This window comes from Streptoalloteichus tenebrarius (assembly GCF_024171885.1).
GTDB lineage: Bacteria > Actinomycetota > Actinomycetes > Mycobacteriales > Pseudonocardiaceae > Streptoalloteichus > Streptoalloteichus tenebrarius.
Window position 1 is genome coordinate 1 of the sequence record NZ_JAMTCP010000078.1, and the last position, 14,134, is coordinate 14,134.

Here is a 14,134-nt window from a genome sequence, read left to right on the forward strand (position 1 = left end):
CAGACAAAAACAGTCTCGACACATTTCCGTCCTGTTACCCCGTCAGGTCCGGGCCTGGCGGGGTAACGCCATGCCCACATTGTTGTTCGGGTAGCACCACCCAAAAGGCGGATTGTTTGCACCGGTGATCCTCGACACTCTCATCTCACTCACCAAGTCCGGTAGAAAGCGTGACCATGGCTGACAATCCCGCCCCCGTCCTCGGCGCCGCCAGCGAGAAAGGCCCGAAACGCCCACTCAACGCGGACGCCTACGCCCACCACGTTCACAACGGTCGACTCGCCGTCGCCGTCGTCGACGGAACCGGCTCCACCCCCGAGGTCGTCGAGTTCGCACAGTTGGCCGCCGCGACCGCGGTTCGGGTCGCCGCGCGCCGCACACCGGTGTGGGGCGTCATGGCCGCCTCCGATCTCAACTCCGACGCCGACGGCGACGGCGACGGCGACGGCGACCCTGACGGTGCCATCGCCGTGGCGCGGGCAATCCCAGGTCATCAGCGCTGGTGGACCGCGTGGGCTGGCGACTGCGCGATCTACAGGGTCATCACGGACGGCGCGGTGCAGCGGGTGACCCACCCGCTCACCCACGGGACGCTGCTGCGCACCCAGGGCGCCAGCGAGGAGGAGGCCCGACGATACGACCACGCGCTCACCCACACCATCGGACGCGGACCGATCGACGGTGTGTGGGCGCTGCGGATCGTCTCGCCCCTGCTGGTGCTCGCCTCCGACGGACTGGTGCTTCCAGAATCCACGATGGCCGAGATTCTCACCGAACACGCCAACGACCCCGAAACGTGTGCACACGAGTTGCTGAAGGCCGGGCGCAGCGGGGACGACACCACCGTTGTGGTCGCCCCACACCCGGACACCTTGGAAAGGGGGTGACAACATGAGCGGAGACGAGTTCCAAGGCGACGACAAGACGCCCACGGTGCCGTTCCCGCCGGTCGGCGAACCTGCCGGTGGCAACGGCGGCAACAGCGGCGGTAACAGCGGTGGTAACAGCGGCAAGAAGTGAGAAGGAGGCCCCGGCGCCTTTCGGTGCCGGGGCTCTCCTCTGGGCGGGATAAAAAGGGGACAAAAGCTGGACAAAGGTAGAGGCAGACGCCGGAGCTGGGCGCACCGACGCTATGAGTAGCAATCCCACGCCCAAGCCCAGCGTGTACGTCCGTTCCTTCGACGTCCGGTCCGGTCGGAGCTTGCGGGTGTTCGGGGTGATCCGGCGCTACCGGGGACCGTCTTGGGAGTCCGTCCGTCGCGTCCCAAGGGTCTGGCGGGTTCATCCTGCCGCGTCCCTGGGTGGCCTGTCAGGGCGTCCTCTGTGGGCGCACCCTTCGGGTCCATCTGGGACAGGAAAAGCAACAGGCGACGGGCAACAACCCTCTTCTGGGCCGGTTCTTCCCTCGTTGGTGGAGCGAGTTGTCCACAGCCGCTGCGGTTATCCACAAAATGATCTTCGTGGGTCGCTCGCGGGGTCGGGTGGCGGATAGGCTGGAGCGGGGCTCGCCCCCCGGGCGGGTGGGGGCTGTTTCGGGGTAAGGGCTGTTTGGGGGGCGGGGCAGGGGCTCCGGGGGTGGTCAGGACTGGCGGTGGGCCGCCAGGAAGGGGCAGCCGACCAGCCGGCGCAGCTCGTGTGCCAGTTCGTGGCGGTCGTGCACCGGCCGGGAGAACGCCAGGCGCACGTCGTGGTCGCCGTTGTCCGCCTCCACGCGCAGGCGCAGCCCGTAGCGGTCGAGGCCGAGCGGCCGGACGTGCCCGCCCCGCAGCTCAGGGGGCAGGTGGCGGGCCAGCATGCCCACCACGTCCCGGTGCGACAGCTCCAGGTGCCGCAGCCACTCGTCCTCGTGCCGGCAGAACGGGTCGGGCCGGGCCGCGGCGAACTCCGCGACCCCCAGCGACTCGGTGCCCTCCGCGTCCGCCAGTACCAGCGAGACCGGGGCCAGCCGGAGCAGGGTGGCCCCGTGCCCGACGTCGAGCAGGCGCGGGTCGGGGCGGTGCTCGGCCACGGCCACCGCCTCGGCGCGCTGCCGCTCGCCGTCCATCGCCCGCAGCCACCCGGTGATCCACAGCAGGCCGCGGACCGGCTCCCGTAGCCGCACCGGCGCCTGGTCGGCCAGCTCCAGCATCGCCGCCAGCTCGCTCCTCGGCGCCAGGCAGGTCGTCGCCACCAGCGGGTGCTCGTCGGGCAGCAGCACGACGGCGCTGCCGTCCCGGCGCACGTGGTGGAACAGCGGGGTCACCCGCGCGCCCTGCTCGGAGGAGGGCAGCAACGCGGCCCGGCCGCCGCGTTCGGCCACCGAGCGGGCCCGTTCGGCCGCGTCCGGCACGGCCGGGCGGGGACGGGGCGTGGCCATCCCCGGCTGTTCCGGGACGGACGGCTCGCTGCTGCTCATGGACACCGGGCTCACCTCCACGACTTAGGTGAGCCTAACTTGGTGCCGGCCGCTCGCGAAAGGCCGCATCCGGCCCGATGGCGCACAGCGCGCTCCTTCTTGCCTGATCAGCGACCCCGAGGGCGGCGCGGTCGCCGCCGCCGTTCACCCGTCCGCCGGAGCGGGTCGTCCCGGGGTCGGCCGGGCGCGCCGCGACCGCGCGGGCGCGCGCCGACCACCCGACGGACGGAAGGGGGTGGGCCCGGTCGGGGGCCGGGCCCACCCGCTTGTCTCCCCGTCGCCAGTTCCGGCTCAGCTCGGGGCCGTCAGCTCCAGTCCGGCCCGCGCCGCGCCCACGTCCACGCGTAACGCGGGTCCTCGCAGGCCTGCGCGCCCTCGCCCAGCTCCAGCGGGCGGAACGTGTCCACCATGACCGCGAGCTCGTCGAAGAACTCCGCGCCCAGCGACGCCTCGACCGCGCCCGGCTGCGGGCCGTGGGTGCAGCCCGACGGGTGCAGCGACAGCGACCCGATGCCGATGCCCGAGCCCTTGCGGGCCTCGTAGTTCCCGCCGACGTAGAACATCAGCTCGTCCGAGTCCACGTTGGCGTGGTTGTAGGGCACCGGGACGGCCTGCGGGTGGTAGTCCACCTTGCGCGGGCAGAAGGAGCAGACCACGAAGTTCGGGCCCTCGAACGTCTGGTGCACGGGCGGCGGCTGGTGCACCCGGCCGGTGATCGGCTCGAAGTCGCGGATGTTGAACACCCACGGGTAGAGGCAGCCGTCCCAGCCCACCACGTCGAACGGGTGGTGCGCGTAGGTGAACCGGGTCAGCCCCGCGCGGTGCCGCACCAGGACGTCGGTGTCCCTGTCGGCCTCCTCGCCCTCGACGACCAGGGGCTCGGTCGGGCCGCGCAGGTCCCGCTCGCAGTACGGGGCGTGCTCCAGGAACTGTCCCTTGGCCGACAGGTACCGCTTCGGCGGGCCGATGTGCCCGGTCGCCTCCAGCACGAGCACGCGCAGCGGCTCACCCTGGTCGGGGACCACGCGATAGGTGGTCGAGGTCGGGATGACGACGTAGTCCCCGTCGCCGACCTGGAGCGCGCCGTAGATGGTCTCCACGACCCCGGTCCCCGCCTGCACGTACAGCAGCTCGTCCCCGAAGGCGTTGCGGTACAGCGGGCTCGGTCGGGTGGCGGCGGCGAAGCAGATCTTCACGTCGACGTTGCCGAACAACAACCGCCGGCCGGTGACCGCGTCCACCTCGTCCGGCGCCTCCCACTTCAGCTCCTGGCTGCGGAAGTGCCTCGGCTTGAGCGGCAGGTTGGCCGTGGTCGCCCGGTCCGACTCGGCGACCTGCTCGGCGTTGACGATCGCCGTGGGCAGGTTGCGGTGGTACAGCAGCGCGGAGTCGGACGAGAAGCCCTCGACGCCCATCAGTTCCTCGGCGTAGAGCCCACCGTCCGGCTTCCGGAACTGCGTGTGTCGCTTCCGGGGGATCTCCCCCACGCTGCGGTAGTAGGGCATTGGTCCCTCCGAGTGTTCGGATGTCGGACAGCTTTGTTCACCTGACCGAACACCACTAGCGTGGCAGGCGTGTCAAGCGCCGTTGAGCTCCGCGCGCCCGGCCCGCGCGGCATCCCACCACTGCTGGCCAGGCTGGTTGACGACGCCGCGCTGTTCCCGCCGGGCAACGCGCCGATGCCGGAGGCCGTCCGCGGCCACCTGGAGGCCAGGACCGGCCCGCACGCCGGCGTGGTCGGGCTGTTCCTGTGCCCCGCCTCCCGGCTGCCCGAGCTGATCAGCGAACTGGTGAGGGCCAGGCCCTCCGCCCCGGTGAAGCTCTCCCTGGTGATCGACACCGGGCTGGGCGGCGTCCCGAAGGCCGTCTCGATCGTCGAGTCGCGGCGCGAGCTGCTCGACCTGCGCATGGTCGAGATGCCCGCGCCCACCGACGTCGACGACGTGTGGCTGGAGCGGGTGGCCGAGTTCGTGCCCGAGGACGCCATCCGCGTGCTGGAGCCCCGCCGGCCCAGCGCCGGGGACCACGCCTCGGGCGCGGGCGTGCCGCGCGGCCAGTGGCTCGCCAGCGTCCGCAAGGTCGCCGAGCACGGGTGCTGGCCCAAGCTGCGGTGCGGCGGGGCCACCGCCGAGGCCTTCCCGTCGGTGGAGGAGGTCTCCGACTTCCTCGCCGTCGCCACGACGACCGGCGTGCCGTTCAAGGCCACCGCGGGCCTGCACCACGCCGTCCGCCACCACGACGAGGAGACCGGCTTCCAGCACCACGGTTTCCTCAACCTGCTGATGGCCACGGCGCGGTCGCTGTCCGGCCGGGACGTGCGCGCCGCCCTGGACTCGACCGACGCGGCGGCGCTGGCCGAGGAGGCGCGGGCGCTGCCGGAGCCGGCGGCGCAGGCGGTCCGCGCGGTGTTCGCCTCCTACGGCTCCTGCTCGCTGTCCGAACCGATCGAGGACCTGGAAGGGCTGGGGTTGCTGTGAGCTGGATCGACGACCCGGCGTTCCGCGCCGACCAGCCGTTCGGGCCGCAGACGCTGCCCTACGGCGTGGTGGACGGGGACCGCGACGGAGACGGCGGTCGCGTGGTCGCGGTGCGGGTGGGCGACCACGCCCTGCCGCTGCGGTCCGTCGCCGACGCCCTCGGCGCGCGACTGGCCGACCTGGTGTCCGCCGACTCGCTCGACCCGCTGCTGGCCGCCGGCCGGCCCGCGTGGACCGAGCTGCGCGAGCGGCTGACCGAGATCGTGACCTCCGACCGGGCTCCCCGGGGCGCCCGGTTGGCGTCGCTGGACGCGGTGACGCCACGGCTGCCGTTCACGGTGGCCGACTACGTCGACTTCTACTCGTCCCGGCACCACGCGGAGAACGTCGGACGCATCTTCCGGCCTGACGGCGCTCCGCTGCTGCCGAACTGGACGCACCTCCCGGTCGGCTACCACGGCCGCGCGGGCACGGTCGTCGTGTCCGGCACGGACGTGGTGCGGCCGTCGGGGCAGAGCCGGGCGCCGGGCGCCGAGCTGCCCTCGTTCGGGCCGAGCCGGCGGCTCGACATCGAGGCCGAGGTGGGCTTCGTGTGCGGAGGGCCGGTGCGGTCGCGGGTGCCGGTGTCCGACGTCGCCGAGCACGTGTTCGGCGTCGCGCTGGTCAACGACTGGTCCGCGCGGGACATCCAGGCGTGGGAGTACCAGCCGCTGGGGCCGTTCCTGGGCAAGTCGTTCCTGACGTCCGTCGGCGCGTGGATCACCCCGCTGGCGGCGCTGGCGGAGGCGCGGGTGCCGGTGGTGGCGCCCGAGCACCCCCTGGTGGACTACCTGGTCGAGCGGGAGCCGTGGGGACTGGACCTGGCGTTGGAGGTGCGGTGGAACGACACGGTGGTGTCGCGTCCGCCCTTCGCGGCGATGTCCTGGTCCTGCGCCCAGCAGCTCGCGCACATGACGGTCAACGGCGCCACTGTGCGGCCCGGTGACCTCTTCGCCTCCGGCACCGTCTCCGGCGCCGACAAGCAGCAGCGCGGCTGCTTCCTGGAGCTGACCTGGGGCGGCAGGGAACCGGTCCGACTGGGTTCCCCTGACGGCACCGCCGGCGCGGTGGAGCGCACTTTCCTGGAGGACGGCGACACCGTGGTCATCACGGCCACCGCCCCCGGCCCCGACGGCTCGGTCGTCGGGCTGTCGGAGGTCGCCGGCACCGTCAGGGCCGCGGTGAGCTAGCGGTGACCATCCCGACCACACGCTCCGGCGGGCACCGCCCCCCGGTCCCGGGCAAGGAGAGCTCGCTGACCCTGGAGCGGGGCCTCGCCCTGCTCCAGGCGGTGGCCGACGCCGACACCGAGGCGCCGAGCATCAGCGACCTGGCCGCGGCGATCGGTGCCAGCCGCGCCGCCGTCTACCGGCTGCTCGGACCGTTGCAGGCGCGCGGCCTGGTGCGGCGCGAGGGCTCGAAGGTGCGGCTCGGGCTCGGCGTGCTCCGGCTCGCCGCCCGGGTCGTGCCGCAGCTCAGGTTCGCCGCGCTGCCGGTGCTGCGCGACCTCGCCGAGCGGGTCGGGGCGACCGCGCACCTGACGGTGGCGGAGGGCGGGGAGGCCCAGGCGGTCGCGGTGGTCGAGCCGAGCTGGACCACCTTCCACGTGGCCTACCGGGTGGGCACGCGGCATCCGGTGTCCCGGGGGGCGGCCGGGCGGGCCATCGACCTGCCGGGGGGTGAGGGCGGCGGACCCCACGCGTGGGTGGTCACGCACGGTGAGCTCCAGGCCGGGGCGTTCGGCGTGGCCTCGCCCGTGCGCGGGGTGCCCGGCCTGCGGGCCAGCGTCGGCGTGGTGGCCATGGAGCAGCTCGACGTGGACGAGGTCGGGCCGCACGTGGTGGCCGCGGCGGCCGCCGTCGCCGCCGCACTCCAGTGACCGCCCCGCGCCCCGTCCAGTGACCGCCCCGCGTCCCGTCCAGTGACCGCCCCGCGTCCCGTCCAGTGACCGCCCCGCGCCCCGTCCAGTGACCACCCCGTGCCCCCTCCGACGACCGTGCCGGCGCCGGAGGGGGCACGGGGGTCGAGCGGGGCGGCCGGCCTCAGGCGACGGCCTGGTAGGTGGCGACGAGGGCGAAGGCGGCGAAGACGAAGCCGGCGCCGCGCTGCACCAGGTGCGCGGGCACCCGGTCCCGGATGGCCCTGCCGACCAGGACCGCCAGCAGGGTGACGGACATCAGGGCGAGGAAGGAGCCGACGACGACGGCGACCGGCTCGGCGTAGCGCGCGGCCACGCCCACGGCGGCGAGCTGGGAGGCGTCGCCCCACTCGGCGGCGAAGAGCGCGCCGAACGACGTGAGCGCCGCTCGCCAGAACGTCGTCGCCGCCCTGGGCGGCCCGGTGTCGTCGGCCTCGTCCGCCTCGGGCGCGCCGAAGCCCTCGCGCAGCAGCATCACCGCGCCGATGCCGAACACCACGGCGACGGCCACGGCGACGAGCCGGCCGGGCAGCAGGGTGAGCACGCTGCCGAACGCGACCGCGATGACCGACTGGAGGGCGAACGCGACGCTCGACCCGGCGATGACCGGCAACGCGGGGAACCGACCGGTCAGCACCAGGGTGAGCGCGGTCGTCTTGTCCGGCAGCTCCAGCAGGAACACCGCGCCGAAGGCGGTGACCAGCGCCAGCAACCAGGAAGCCATCAGGGCAGTCCTCCCGTCCGGCTCGGACGGGGCAGGGAAGGCAGCGCGACCCCGACCGAGCATCACCACTCGGCCGGAGGTCTCGTTCGCCCGGCGGCTCGTGACGAGGACGCCGGGTGAGGGACCGGATCCCGTCGAACGGGATCAGTGTGTCGATCACCTCGCCGGACCGCCGTGGGCGGTCTCGGGAACTACTCCCCTCAGGCGCCTCCATGCTAGCCGGGCCGGCCGGCCCGTCGAACCCCCCGCCTCGTGAGACGTCTCACGAGGTCCCGGGTGGGACGGGACCAAGGTCCCGCCGGGACGGGACCGCCGTGCGATGGTCGGCCTCGCCCGAACGGGTGACGATGGCGGTGTGGATGTCCTCGATGTGGCGCGGTGGCAGTTCGGGATCACCACCGTCTACCACTTCCTGATGGTCCCGCTGACCATCAGCCTCTCGCTGCTGGTCGCCGGCATGCAGACCGCGTGGTGGCGCACCGGCCGGGCGAAGTACCTGGCCATGACCAAGTTCTGGGGCAAGCTCATGCTGGTCAACTTCGCCATGGGCGTGGTGACCGGCATCGTCCAGGAGTTCCAGTTCGGCATGGCGTGGAGCTCCTACTCGCGCTTCGTCGGCGACGTCTTCGGCGCGCCGCTGGCGATGGAGGGCCTGGTCGCGTTCTTCGTCGAGTCGACCTTCCTCGGTCTGTGGATCTTCGGCTGGGACCGGCTGCCCCGCCGGGTCCACCTGGCGTGCGCGTGGGCGTTCTCGCTGGCCACGATGGCCTCGGCGTACTTCATCCTCGCCGCCAACTCCTGGATGCAGCACCCGGTCGGGGTGGAGCTGGTGGACGGCCGGCCCCGGCTGACCTCCATCTGGGCGGTGCTGACCAACAACACGGTGCTGGCCGCCTTCCCGCACACGATCGCCGGTGCGTTCGCCGTGGGCGGCTCGTTCCTCGTGGGCATCGCGGCCTGGCACCTGTGGCGCCGGCACCGGACCACCCCGGCCGACGACCAGGACCGCCAGGTGTGGCGGGCCTCGGTGAAGCTCGGCGGCTGGGTGGGCGTGGTCGCCTTCGCCGCGCTGGCGGTCAGCGGCGACCTCCAGGGCAAGCTGATGTTCGAGCAGCAGCCGATGAAGATGGCCGCCGCCGAGGCGCTGTGCCACACCGAGCAGCCGGCCAGCTTCTCCGTCTTCGCCGTGGGCGACGTCGGCCGGCCCGACTGCGAGAACGTCAAGAGCCTGACCGTGCCGGCCCTGCTGTCCTTCCTCGCCAAGAACGACTTCAGCAGCGAGGTGAAGGGCATCCAGGACCTGCTGCCGGAGTACCAGGCCAAGTACGGCGCGAACTACCCCGACGACCCGCGCCTGGGTGAGCTGTCCGGCAAGCCGATCGACTACGTCCCCGCGCTGCCGGTCACCTACTGGGGCTTCCGCCTGATGATCGGGTTCGGCGCGGTCGCGGCGGGCATGGGCCTGCTCGCGCTCTGGGTCACCCGGCGGGGACGGGTCCCCCAGGGCCGGTGGTTCCCCGCGCTGGGGCTGCTGGCGATCGCCACCCCGTTCCTGGGCAACAGCTTCGGCTGGATCTTCACCGAGATGGGGCGGCAGCCGTTCGTCGTCGTGCCCAACCCCAGCGGGGTGGACGGCGTGTGGATGTACACGGCGCAGGCGGTGTCGTCCGGGGTCACCGTCGGCGAGATGCTCACCTCGCTCATCGCGTTGACCACCGTCTACGGGGTGCTCGCCTGCGTGGAGTTCTACCTGCTGCGGCGGTACGCCCGTGCGGGCGTCGCCGCCGTCCTGCCCGGGTGGGGCCAGCCCAAGCCGGCGCCCGGGGCCGGGGACGCGGACGACCGCGAGCAGGACGACGTCCTGGCCTTCGCCTACTGAGGAGCGTCCGAAGTGGATTTGGCGACGTTCTGGTTCATCGTCATCGCCGTGCTGTGGCTGGGGTACCTCTTCCTGGAGGGCTTCGACTTCGGCGTCGGCATGCTCCTGCCGGTCCTGGCCAGGGACGAGACCGAGCGCCGGGTCATGGTGAACACCATCGGCCCGGTGTGGGACGGCAACGAGGTCTGGCTGCTGGTGGCCGGTGGGGCGACGTTCGCGGCGTTCCCCGGGTGGTACGCCTCCCTGTTCAGCACGGCCTACCTGCCGTTGCTGCTGGTGCTGCTCGCGTTGATCGGGCGGGGCGTGGCGTTCGAGTACCGGGGCAAGGTCGACAGCCCCCGGTGGCGGGCGACCTGGGACCGGGTGATCATGTTCGGCTCCTGGGTGCCCGCGTTCGGCGTCGGGCTGGTGCTGAGCGCGAACGTGCTCGGCCTCCCCCTGGACGCGCACGGCGACCGCGTCGGGTCGCCGCTGGTCATGGTGCGGTGGGAGACGCTGCTCGGCGCGCTCGCGCTGGTCGGCTTCTGCCTGGTGCACGGCGCCGCGTTCGTCGCGCTGAAGACCGAGGGCGACATCCGCGAGCGCGCCCGACGGCTCGCGGTGCGGATCGCGCCCGTGGCCCTCGCCCCGCTGGTGGCGCTGCTGCTCGTGGTCCAGCTCAGGGCGGGCGAGGGCTGGACGTGGGTCCCGCTCGGGGTCGCGCTGCTCGCCGCCGGCGCCGCGCTCGTCCAGCTCGCGCGGGTGCGCGAGGGCTGGGGGTTCGCGTTCCTCGGCGTGGCGGTGGCGGCGGCCGTGACCACCCTGTTCGGCGCGCTGTACCCCGACGTTCTTCCGTCCACTGTGGACCCGGCGAACTCGCTCACCGTGCACGGCGCCGCGTCCAGCCCGTACACGTTGACCGTCATGACCTGGGTCGCCGCCTTCGGCACGCCGGCGGTGCTGGTCTACCAGGGATGGACCTACTGGGTGTTCCGCCGCCGGATCGGCACCCGGCACATCCCCCCGGTGCACGTGCCGTGAGCGCCCCGCGCCGGGGGCCGCTGGGCGCCCTCCCCGCGTTGTCCCGCTCGACCAGGACCGCGCTGCTCGGGTGCGCGGTCCTGGCCGGCCTCAACGCCGCCGCGCTGGTCGCCCAGGCGTGGGGACTGGCCACCGCGCTGGCCGCGGTGGTGACCAGGGGCGCCGACCCCGCCGCGCTGACCCGGCCCCTCGGCGTCCTCGCCGGCGCGGTGCTGGCCAGGGCGGCGCTCGGCTGGGCGATCGAGGCGGTCTCGGCGCGGGCGGCGGCCGGCGCGAAGGAGGAGCTGCGGGCGGCCGTGCTGGACAGGGCGCTGCGCCTGGGGCCGGAGTGGATCGCCCGGTCGGACCGGCCGGACCGGGGGCCGGCCGCGCTGACCACCCTGGCCACCAGCGGGCTGGACGCGCTCGACGCCTACTTCACCCGCTACCTGCCGGCGCTGGTCACCGCGGCCGTGGTGCCCCCGCTGGTCGGCGCGTGGCTCCTGGCCTCCGACTGGGTCTCGGCGGCGCTGGTCGCCGCGACCGTCCCGCTGATCCCGGTCTTCGCGATCCTGGTCGGCCGGTTCACCGAGGCCAGGGCGGCGCGGGCGGCCGACGCCACAGCCCGGCTGTCGGGTCACCTGCTGGAACTCGTGCGGGCGCTGCCGGTGCTGACCGCGTTCGGCAGGGCGGCGGCCCAGGCCCGCGCGGTGCGGCGGGTCGGCGAGGCGCACCGCGCGGCGACGATGCGCACGCTGCGGGTCGCGTTCCTGTCCGCGCTGGCGCTGGAGCTCGTCTCGACGCTGTCGGTGGCGCTGGTCGCGGTGGGCGTGGGCATCCGCCTGGTGCACGGCGAACTCGACCTGGCGACCGGCCTGCTCGTCCTGGTGCTGGCGCCCGAGTGCTACCAGCCGCTGCGCGCCGCCGGCGCGGCCCACCACGCGAGCGAGGACGGCCTGGAGGCCGTGCGGCGCGTCGCGGAGATCTGTTCTTCCACCCCTGACGACAGCCCCCCACCCACCCGGGGGGGCGAGCCCCGCTCCAGCCTACCGAGCAACGCGCCGCGCGAGAACGGGCCGAGGCCCGCCTGTGGACAACTCGGGAGCCTGTGGACAACTCGGGCCACGGCCGGGGGAATCGCGACCACGCAAGGGAATCTTCTGGTAGAGGACCTGCGGGTCGGCCGGCGTGACGGCTTCGCCCCCGACGGGCTGACCTTCGTCGCCCGACCGGGCGAGATCACCCGGCTGGACTCCCCGAGCGGGACGGGCAAGTCGACCACCTTCGCCGTCCTGCTCGGTTTCGTCCGGCCCACCTCCGGCCGCGTCGTCGTCAACGGCGTTGATCTGTCCACAATGGACAAGGAAGCGTGGCGGCGGCACGTCGCCTGGGCGCCGCAGCGCCCCGCCTTCGGCGGCGGCACCGTCGCCGAGGAGGTCGCGCTCGCCCTGGCCGACCGGGACCACACCCCCGACCCCGACGAGATCCGACTCGTGCTCGCCGACGCCGCGGCCGCCCACCTCGTCGACCGCCCCGTCGACCGCCTCTCCACCGGCGAACGGCAGCGCGTCGCCCTCGCCAGGGCGTTGCTCCGCGTCCGGCACGGCGCCGGCCTGCTGCTGCTCGACGAACCCACCGCCCACCTCGACCCCGCCACCGCCGGACACGTGATGGCCGCCGTGCGCCGGGCCGCCGACTCCGGCGTCGCCGTGGTCCTGGCGAGCCACCGCGAGGCGACGCCGACGCCCGACGTCGAACCCGCGGCCGCGGCGGCCGACACGGCCGGCGTCGACACCCCGACCCCGGTTCCGCTGCGCCGGCTCCTCGACCGCCGGCTCCTCGCCGGCGCGGCGCTCGGCGCGCTCGCCCTCGCCTGCGGCGTCGGGCTGACCGCCACCGCCGCCTGGCTGATCGCGCGGGCGTCGCAGCAGCCACCCATCCTGATGCTCTCCGTCGCCGTCGTGGCCGTGCGCACGTTCGGGCTCGCCAAGGGCGTGATCCGGTACCTGGAGCGGCTGGTGTCACACGACGCCGCCTTCCGCATGGCCGGCCGCCTCCGGCAGGGGCTGTGGACGGCGCTGGTCCGCCTCGGACCGGCCAGGACGGCGCGCCTGCGGCGGCACGACGGCCTCCAGCGCCTGGTCGACGACACCGACGCGGTGCGCGACCTCGTGCCCCGCGTGGTGCTGCCCCCGCTGGCCGCCGCGGTGGTCGGCGTGGGCGCGGTCGTCCTGCACACGGCGGTGCTGCCGGCCGCCGGCCTCGTGCTCGCGGTCGCGCTGCTCGTGGCCGGCGTTGGCGCGCCCTGGGTCGCGGTCGTCGTCGAACGCAACGCCAGCCGCGCGCTCGCCGACGGCCGGCGGCGGGTGGCGACGGGAGTGCTGGGACTGCTCGAAGCCGCCCCCGACCTGATCGCGTGTGGCGCGCACCGTCAGCGCCGCGCCGAGCTGGCCGCCGCCGACGCGGAACTGGCCGCCCGCACCCGGCGGCAGGCGCTCGGCACGGGCGCGGCCTCCGCCGTCGTCATCGCCGCGACCGGGGGAGCGGCCCTGGTCTGCGCGGCGCTCGCCGCGTCGGCGGTGCACGAGGGTCGACTCGACCCGGTCCTCGCGCCGCTGCTCGCCCTGGTGCCGCTGGCCCTCGCGGAGACCCTGGCGGGCCTGCCGCTGGCCGCCCAGCTCGTCGGCCCGCTCCGCGCCGCGCACGCCAGGGTCGCCGCGCTCCTCGCCGAGGGGACCCCCGACCGGGCCGAGAAGACCCCCGACCGGGCCGAGAAGACCCCTGACCGAGCCGAGGAGACCCCTGACCGGGCCGAGGAGACCCCTGACCGAGCCACGGAGCCGCTCGCTGACGCCGTGCGTCTGCGCGGGGTCTCCGCCCGCTGGCCGACGGCCGACGGCCCGGCGCTGCGGGACGTCGACCTCGACCTGCCCGCGGGCGCCCACGTCGCGGTGGTCGGCCCGTCCGGCTCGGGCAAGTCCACGTTGCTCGCGCTGCTCCTGGGTTTCCTGCCGCCGGAGCGGGGGGAGGCGCGCCTGCCCCGCCGGGTGGCGTGGTGTCCGCAGGAGCCGATGCTCGTCTCGACGACCGTCCGGGAGAACCTGCGGCTCGCCGACCCGCACGCCAGCGACGAGGACCTGCGGGACGCGCTGCGGTCCGCGGGGCTGGCGGGCTGGGTCGACCGACTGGACACGCTGGTGGGCTCCGCCGGCGCGGCGATGTCCGGCGGGGAGGCCCAGCGGCTCGCCCTCGCCAGGGCGTTGCTGGCGGCCCGGGACGCCGACGTGGTCCTGCTCGACGAGCCCACGGCGCACCTCGACGTCCCCACGGCCGACGCGGTGCTGGCCGAGCTGCGCGCGGCGTTGGTCGGCCGGACGGTCGTGCACGTGACGCACCGGCCGGACGAGGCGGCCGCGGCCGACCTCGTGGTGGAGGTCGAGGGCGGACGGGTCCGGACGTCCCGTCGGGAGGTCGGCGCGGGCGTGGGTGCGCCGTGAGGGGTCGTCCGCCCAAAGGTGATCATGGGGTGGTGAGACCTCTCGCCGCCCCGCGCCGACGCGGGGAGCCGTCGCGTGGAGATCGACAGCCGGCCGTCAGGGGGCGCCGATCGGGTGCGGGTGTCCCGCTGAGCACTGGAGGCGATCTCGGGTGATCATGGTTTTCTTTGCCCGAGGTCGCCGACCGGGTGCGGGTGTCCCGCTGA

11 protein-coding genes are annotated in these 14,134 nt (G+C 74.2%); 8 read left to right on the forward strand and 3 right to left on the reverse strand.

What is annotated here, in order from left to right:
- The first annotated feature begins 176 nt into the window (after window positions 1-176).
- Both LX15_RS31545 and LX15_RS32860 read left to right on the forward strand, forming a co-directional pair.
- Complete coding sequence (locus tag LX15_RS31545; RefSeq protein ID WP_253674784.1) at window positions 177-887, forward strand: protein phosphatase 2C domain-containing protein; 711 nt, start codon at window positions 177-179, stop codon at window positions 885-887.
- 4 nt (window positions 888-891) lie between these two features.
- The gene (locus tag LX15_RS32860) at window positions 892-1,020 is read left to right on the forward strand and encodes a hypothetical protein (protein ID WP_301305582.1); all 129 of its coding nucleotides are present in this window, start codon (window positions 892-894) and stop codon (window positions 1,018-1,020) included.
- A 559-nt stretch (window positions 1,021-1,579) separates the two neighbouring features.
- On the opposite strand, the gene LX15_RS31550 is transcribed toward LX15_RS32860, so the two are convergent.
- Together LX15_RS31550 and LX15_RS31555 are read right to left on the reverse strand one after the other, a co-directional pair.
- The gene (locus tag LX15_RS31550; protein WP_372502832.1) at window positions 1,580-2,395 is read right to left on the reverse strand and encodes a DUF2470 domain-containing protein; all 816 of its coding nucleotides are present in this window, start codon (window positions 2,393-2,395) and stop codon (window positions 1,580-1,582) included.
- 305 nt (window positions 2,396-2,700) lie between these two features.
- Window positions 2,701-3,900, reverse strand: coding sequence for a homogentisate 1,2-dioxygenase (locus LX15_RS31555; RefSeq protein WP_253674786.1), 1,200 nt, complete (start codon window positions 3,898-3,900; stop codon window positions 2,701-2,703).
- A gap of 69 nt (window positions 3,901-3,969) precedes the next feature.
- Here LX15_RS31555 and LX15_RS31560 point away from each other — a divergent pair, with 69 nt between their 5' ends.
- From LX15_RS31560 to LX15_RS31570, 3 genes are read left to right on the forward strand one after another with little or no spacing between them, the layout of a single operon-like run.
- On the forward strand, window positions 3,970-4,872 hold the full coding sequence (locus tag LX15_RS31560; protein ID WP_308213549.1) for a hypothetical protein: 903 nt from the start codon (window positions 3,970-3,972) through the stop codon (window positions 4,870-4,872).
- Complete coding sequence (fahA, locus tag LX15_RS31565) at window positions 4,869-6,101, forward strand: fumarylacetoacetase (protein ID WP_253674788.1); 1,233 nt, start codon at window positions 4,869-4,871, stop codon at window positions 6,099-6,101. The genes LX15_RS31560 and fahA overlap by 4 nt, the downstream gene beginning before the upstream one ends.
- Window positions 6,102-6,109: 8 nt before the next feature.
- Window positions 6,110-6,790 carry a helix-turn-helix domain-containing protein gene (locus LX15_RS31570; RefSeq protein WP_372502834.1) on the forward strand — a complete coding sequence of 227 codons (681 nt, stop codon included), beginning with the start codon at window positions 6,110-6,112 and terminating at the stop codon, window positions 6,788-6,790.
- 163 nt (window positions 6,791-6,953) lie between these two features.
- Here the strand turns inward: LX15_RS31570 and LX15_RS31575 are convergent, their stop codons facing one another.
- On the reverse strand, window positions 6,954-7,553 hold the full coding sequence (locus LX15_RS31575; protein WP_253674791.1) for a TMEM165/GDT1 family protein: 600 nt from the start codon (window positions 7,551-7,553) through the stop codon (window positions 6,954-6,956).
- Window positions 7,554-7,908: 355 nt separating this feature from the next.
- On the opposite strand from LX15_RS31575, the gene LX15_RS31580 reads away from it, so the two are divergent.
- The 3 genes from LX15_RS31580 to cydD are packed head-to-tail and all read left to right on the forward strand — an operon-like array spanning window position 7,909 to window position 13,928.
- Window positions 7,909-9,432: a cytochrome ubiquinol oxidase subunit I gene (locus LX15_RS31580; RefSeq protein ID WP_253674792.1), complete on the forward strand. Its 1,524-nt coding sequence runs from the start codon at window positions 7,909-7,911 to the stop codon at window positions 9,430-9,432.
- Between the two features lie 12 nt (window positions 9,433-9,444).
- Window positions 9,445-10,452, forward strand: a complete 1,008-nt coding sequence (gene cydB / locus LX15_RS31585) for a cytochrome d ubiquinol oxidase subunit II (protein WP_253674793.1) — start codon at window positions 9,445-9,447, stop codon at window positions 10,450-10,452.
- Window positions 10,386-13,928 carry a thiol reductant ABC exporter subunit CydD gene (gene cydD / locus LX15_RS31590; protein ID WP_372502833.1) on the forward strand — a complete coding sequence of 1,181 codons (3,543 nt, stop codon included), beginning with the start codon at window positions 10,386-10,388 and terminating at the stop codon, window positions 13,926-13,928. The genes cydB and cydD overlap by 67 nt, the downstream gene beginning before the upstream one ends.
- Window positions 13,929-14,134: the final 206 nt, after the last annotated feature.

Coding starts and splice junctions, on each gene's coding strand:
- LX15_RS31545 (WP_253674784.1), top strand. CDS start 177: ATGGCTGACAATCCCGCCCCCGTCCTCGGCGCCGCCAGCGAGAAAGGC.
- LX15_RS32860 (WP_301305582.1), top strand. CDS start 892: ATGAGCGGAGACGAGTTCCAAGGCGACGACAAGACGCCCACGGTGCCG.
- LX15_RS31550 (WP_372502832.1), bottom strand. CDS start 2,395: ATGAGCAGCAGCGAGCCGTCCGTCCCGGAACAGCCGGGGATGGCCACG.
- LX15_RS31555 (WP_253674786.1), bottom strand. CDS start 3,900: ATGCCCTACTACCGCAGCGTGGGGGAGATCCCCCGGAAGCGACACACG.
- LX15_RS31575 (WP_253674791.1), bottom strand. CDS start 7,553: ATGGCTTCCTGGTTGCTGGCGCTGGTCACCGCCTTCGGCGCGGTGTTC.
- cydD (WP_372502833.1), top strand. CDS start 10,386: ATGGACCTACTGGGTGTTCCGCCGCCGGATCGGCACCCGGCACATCCC.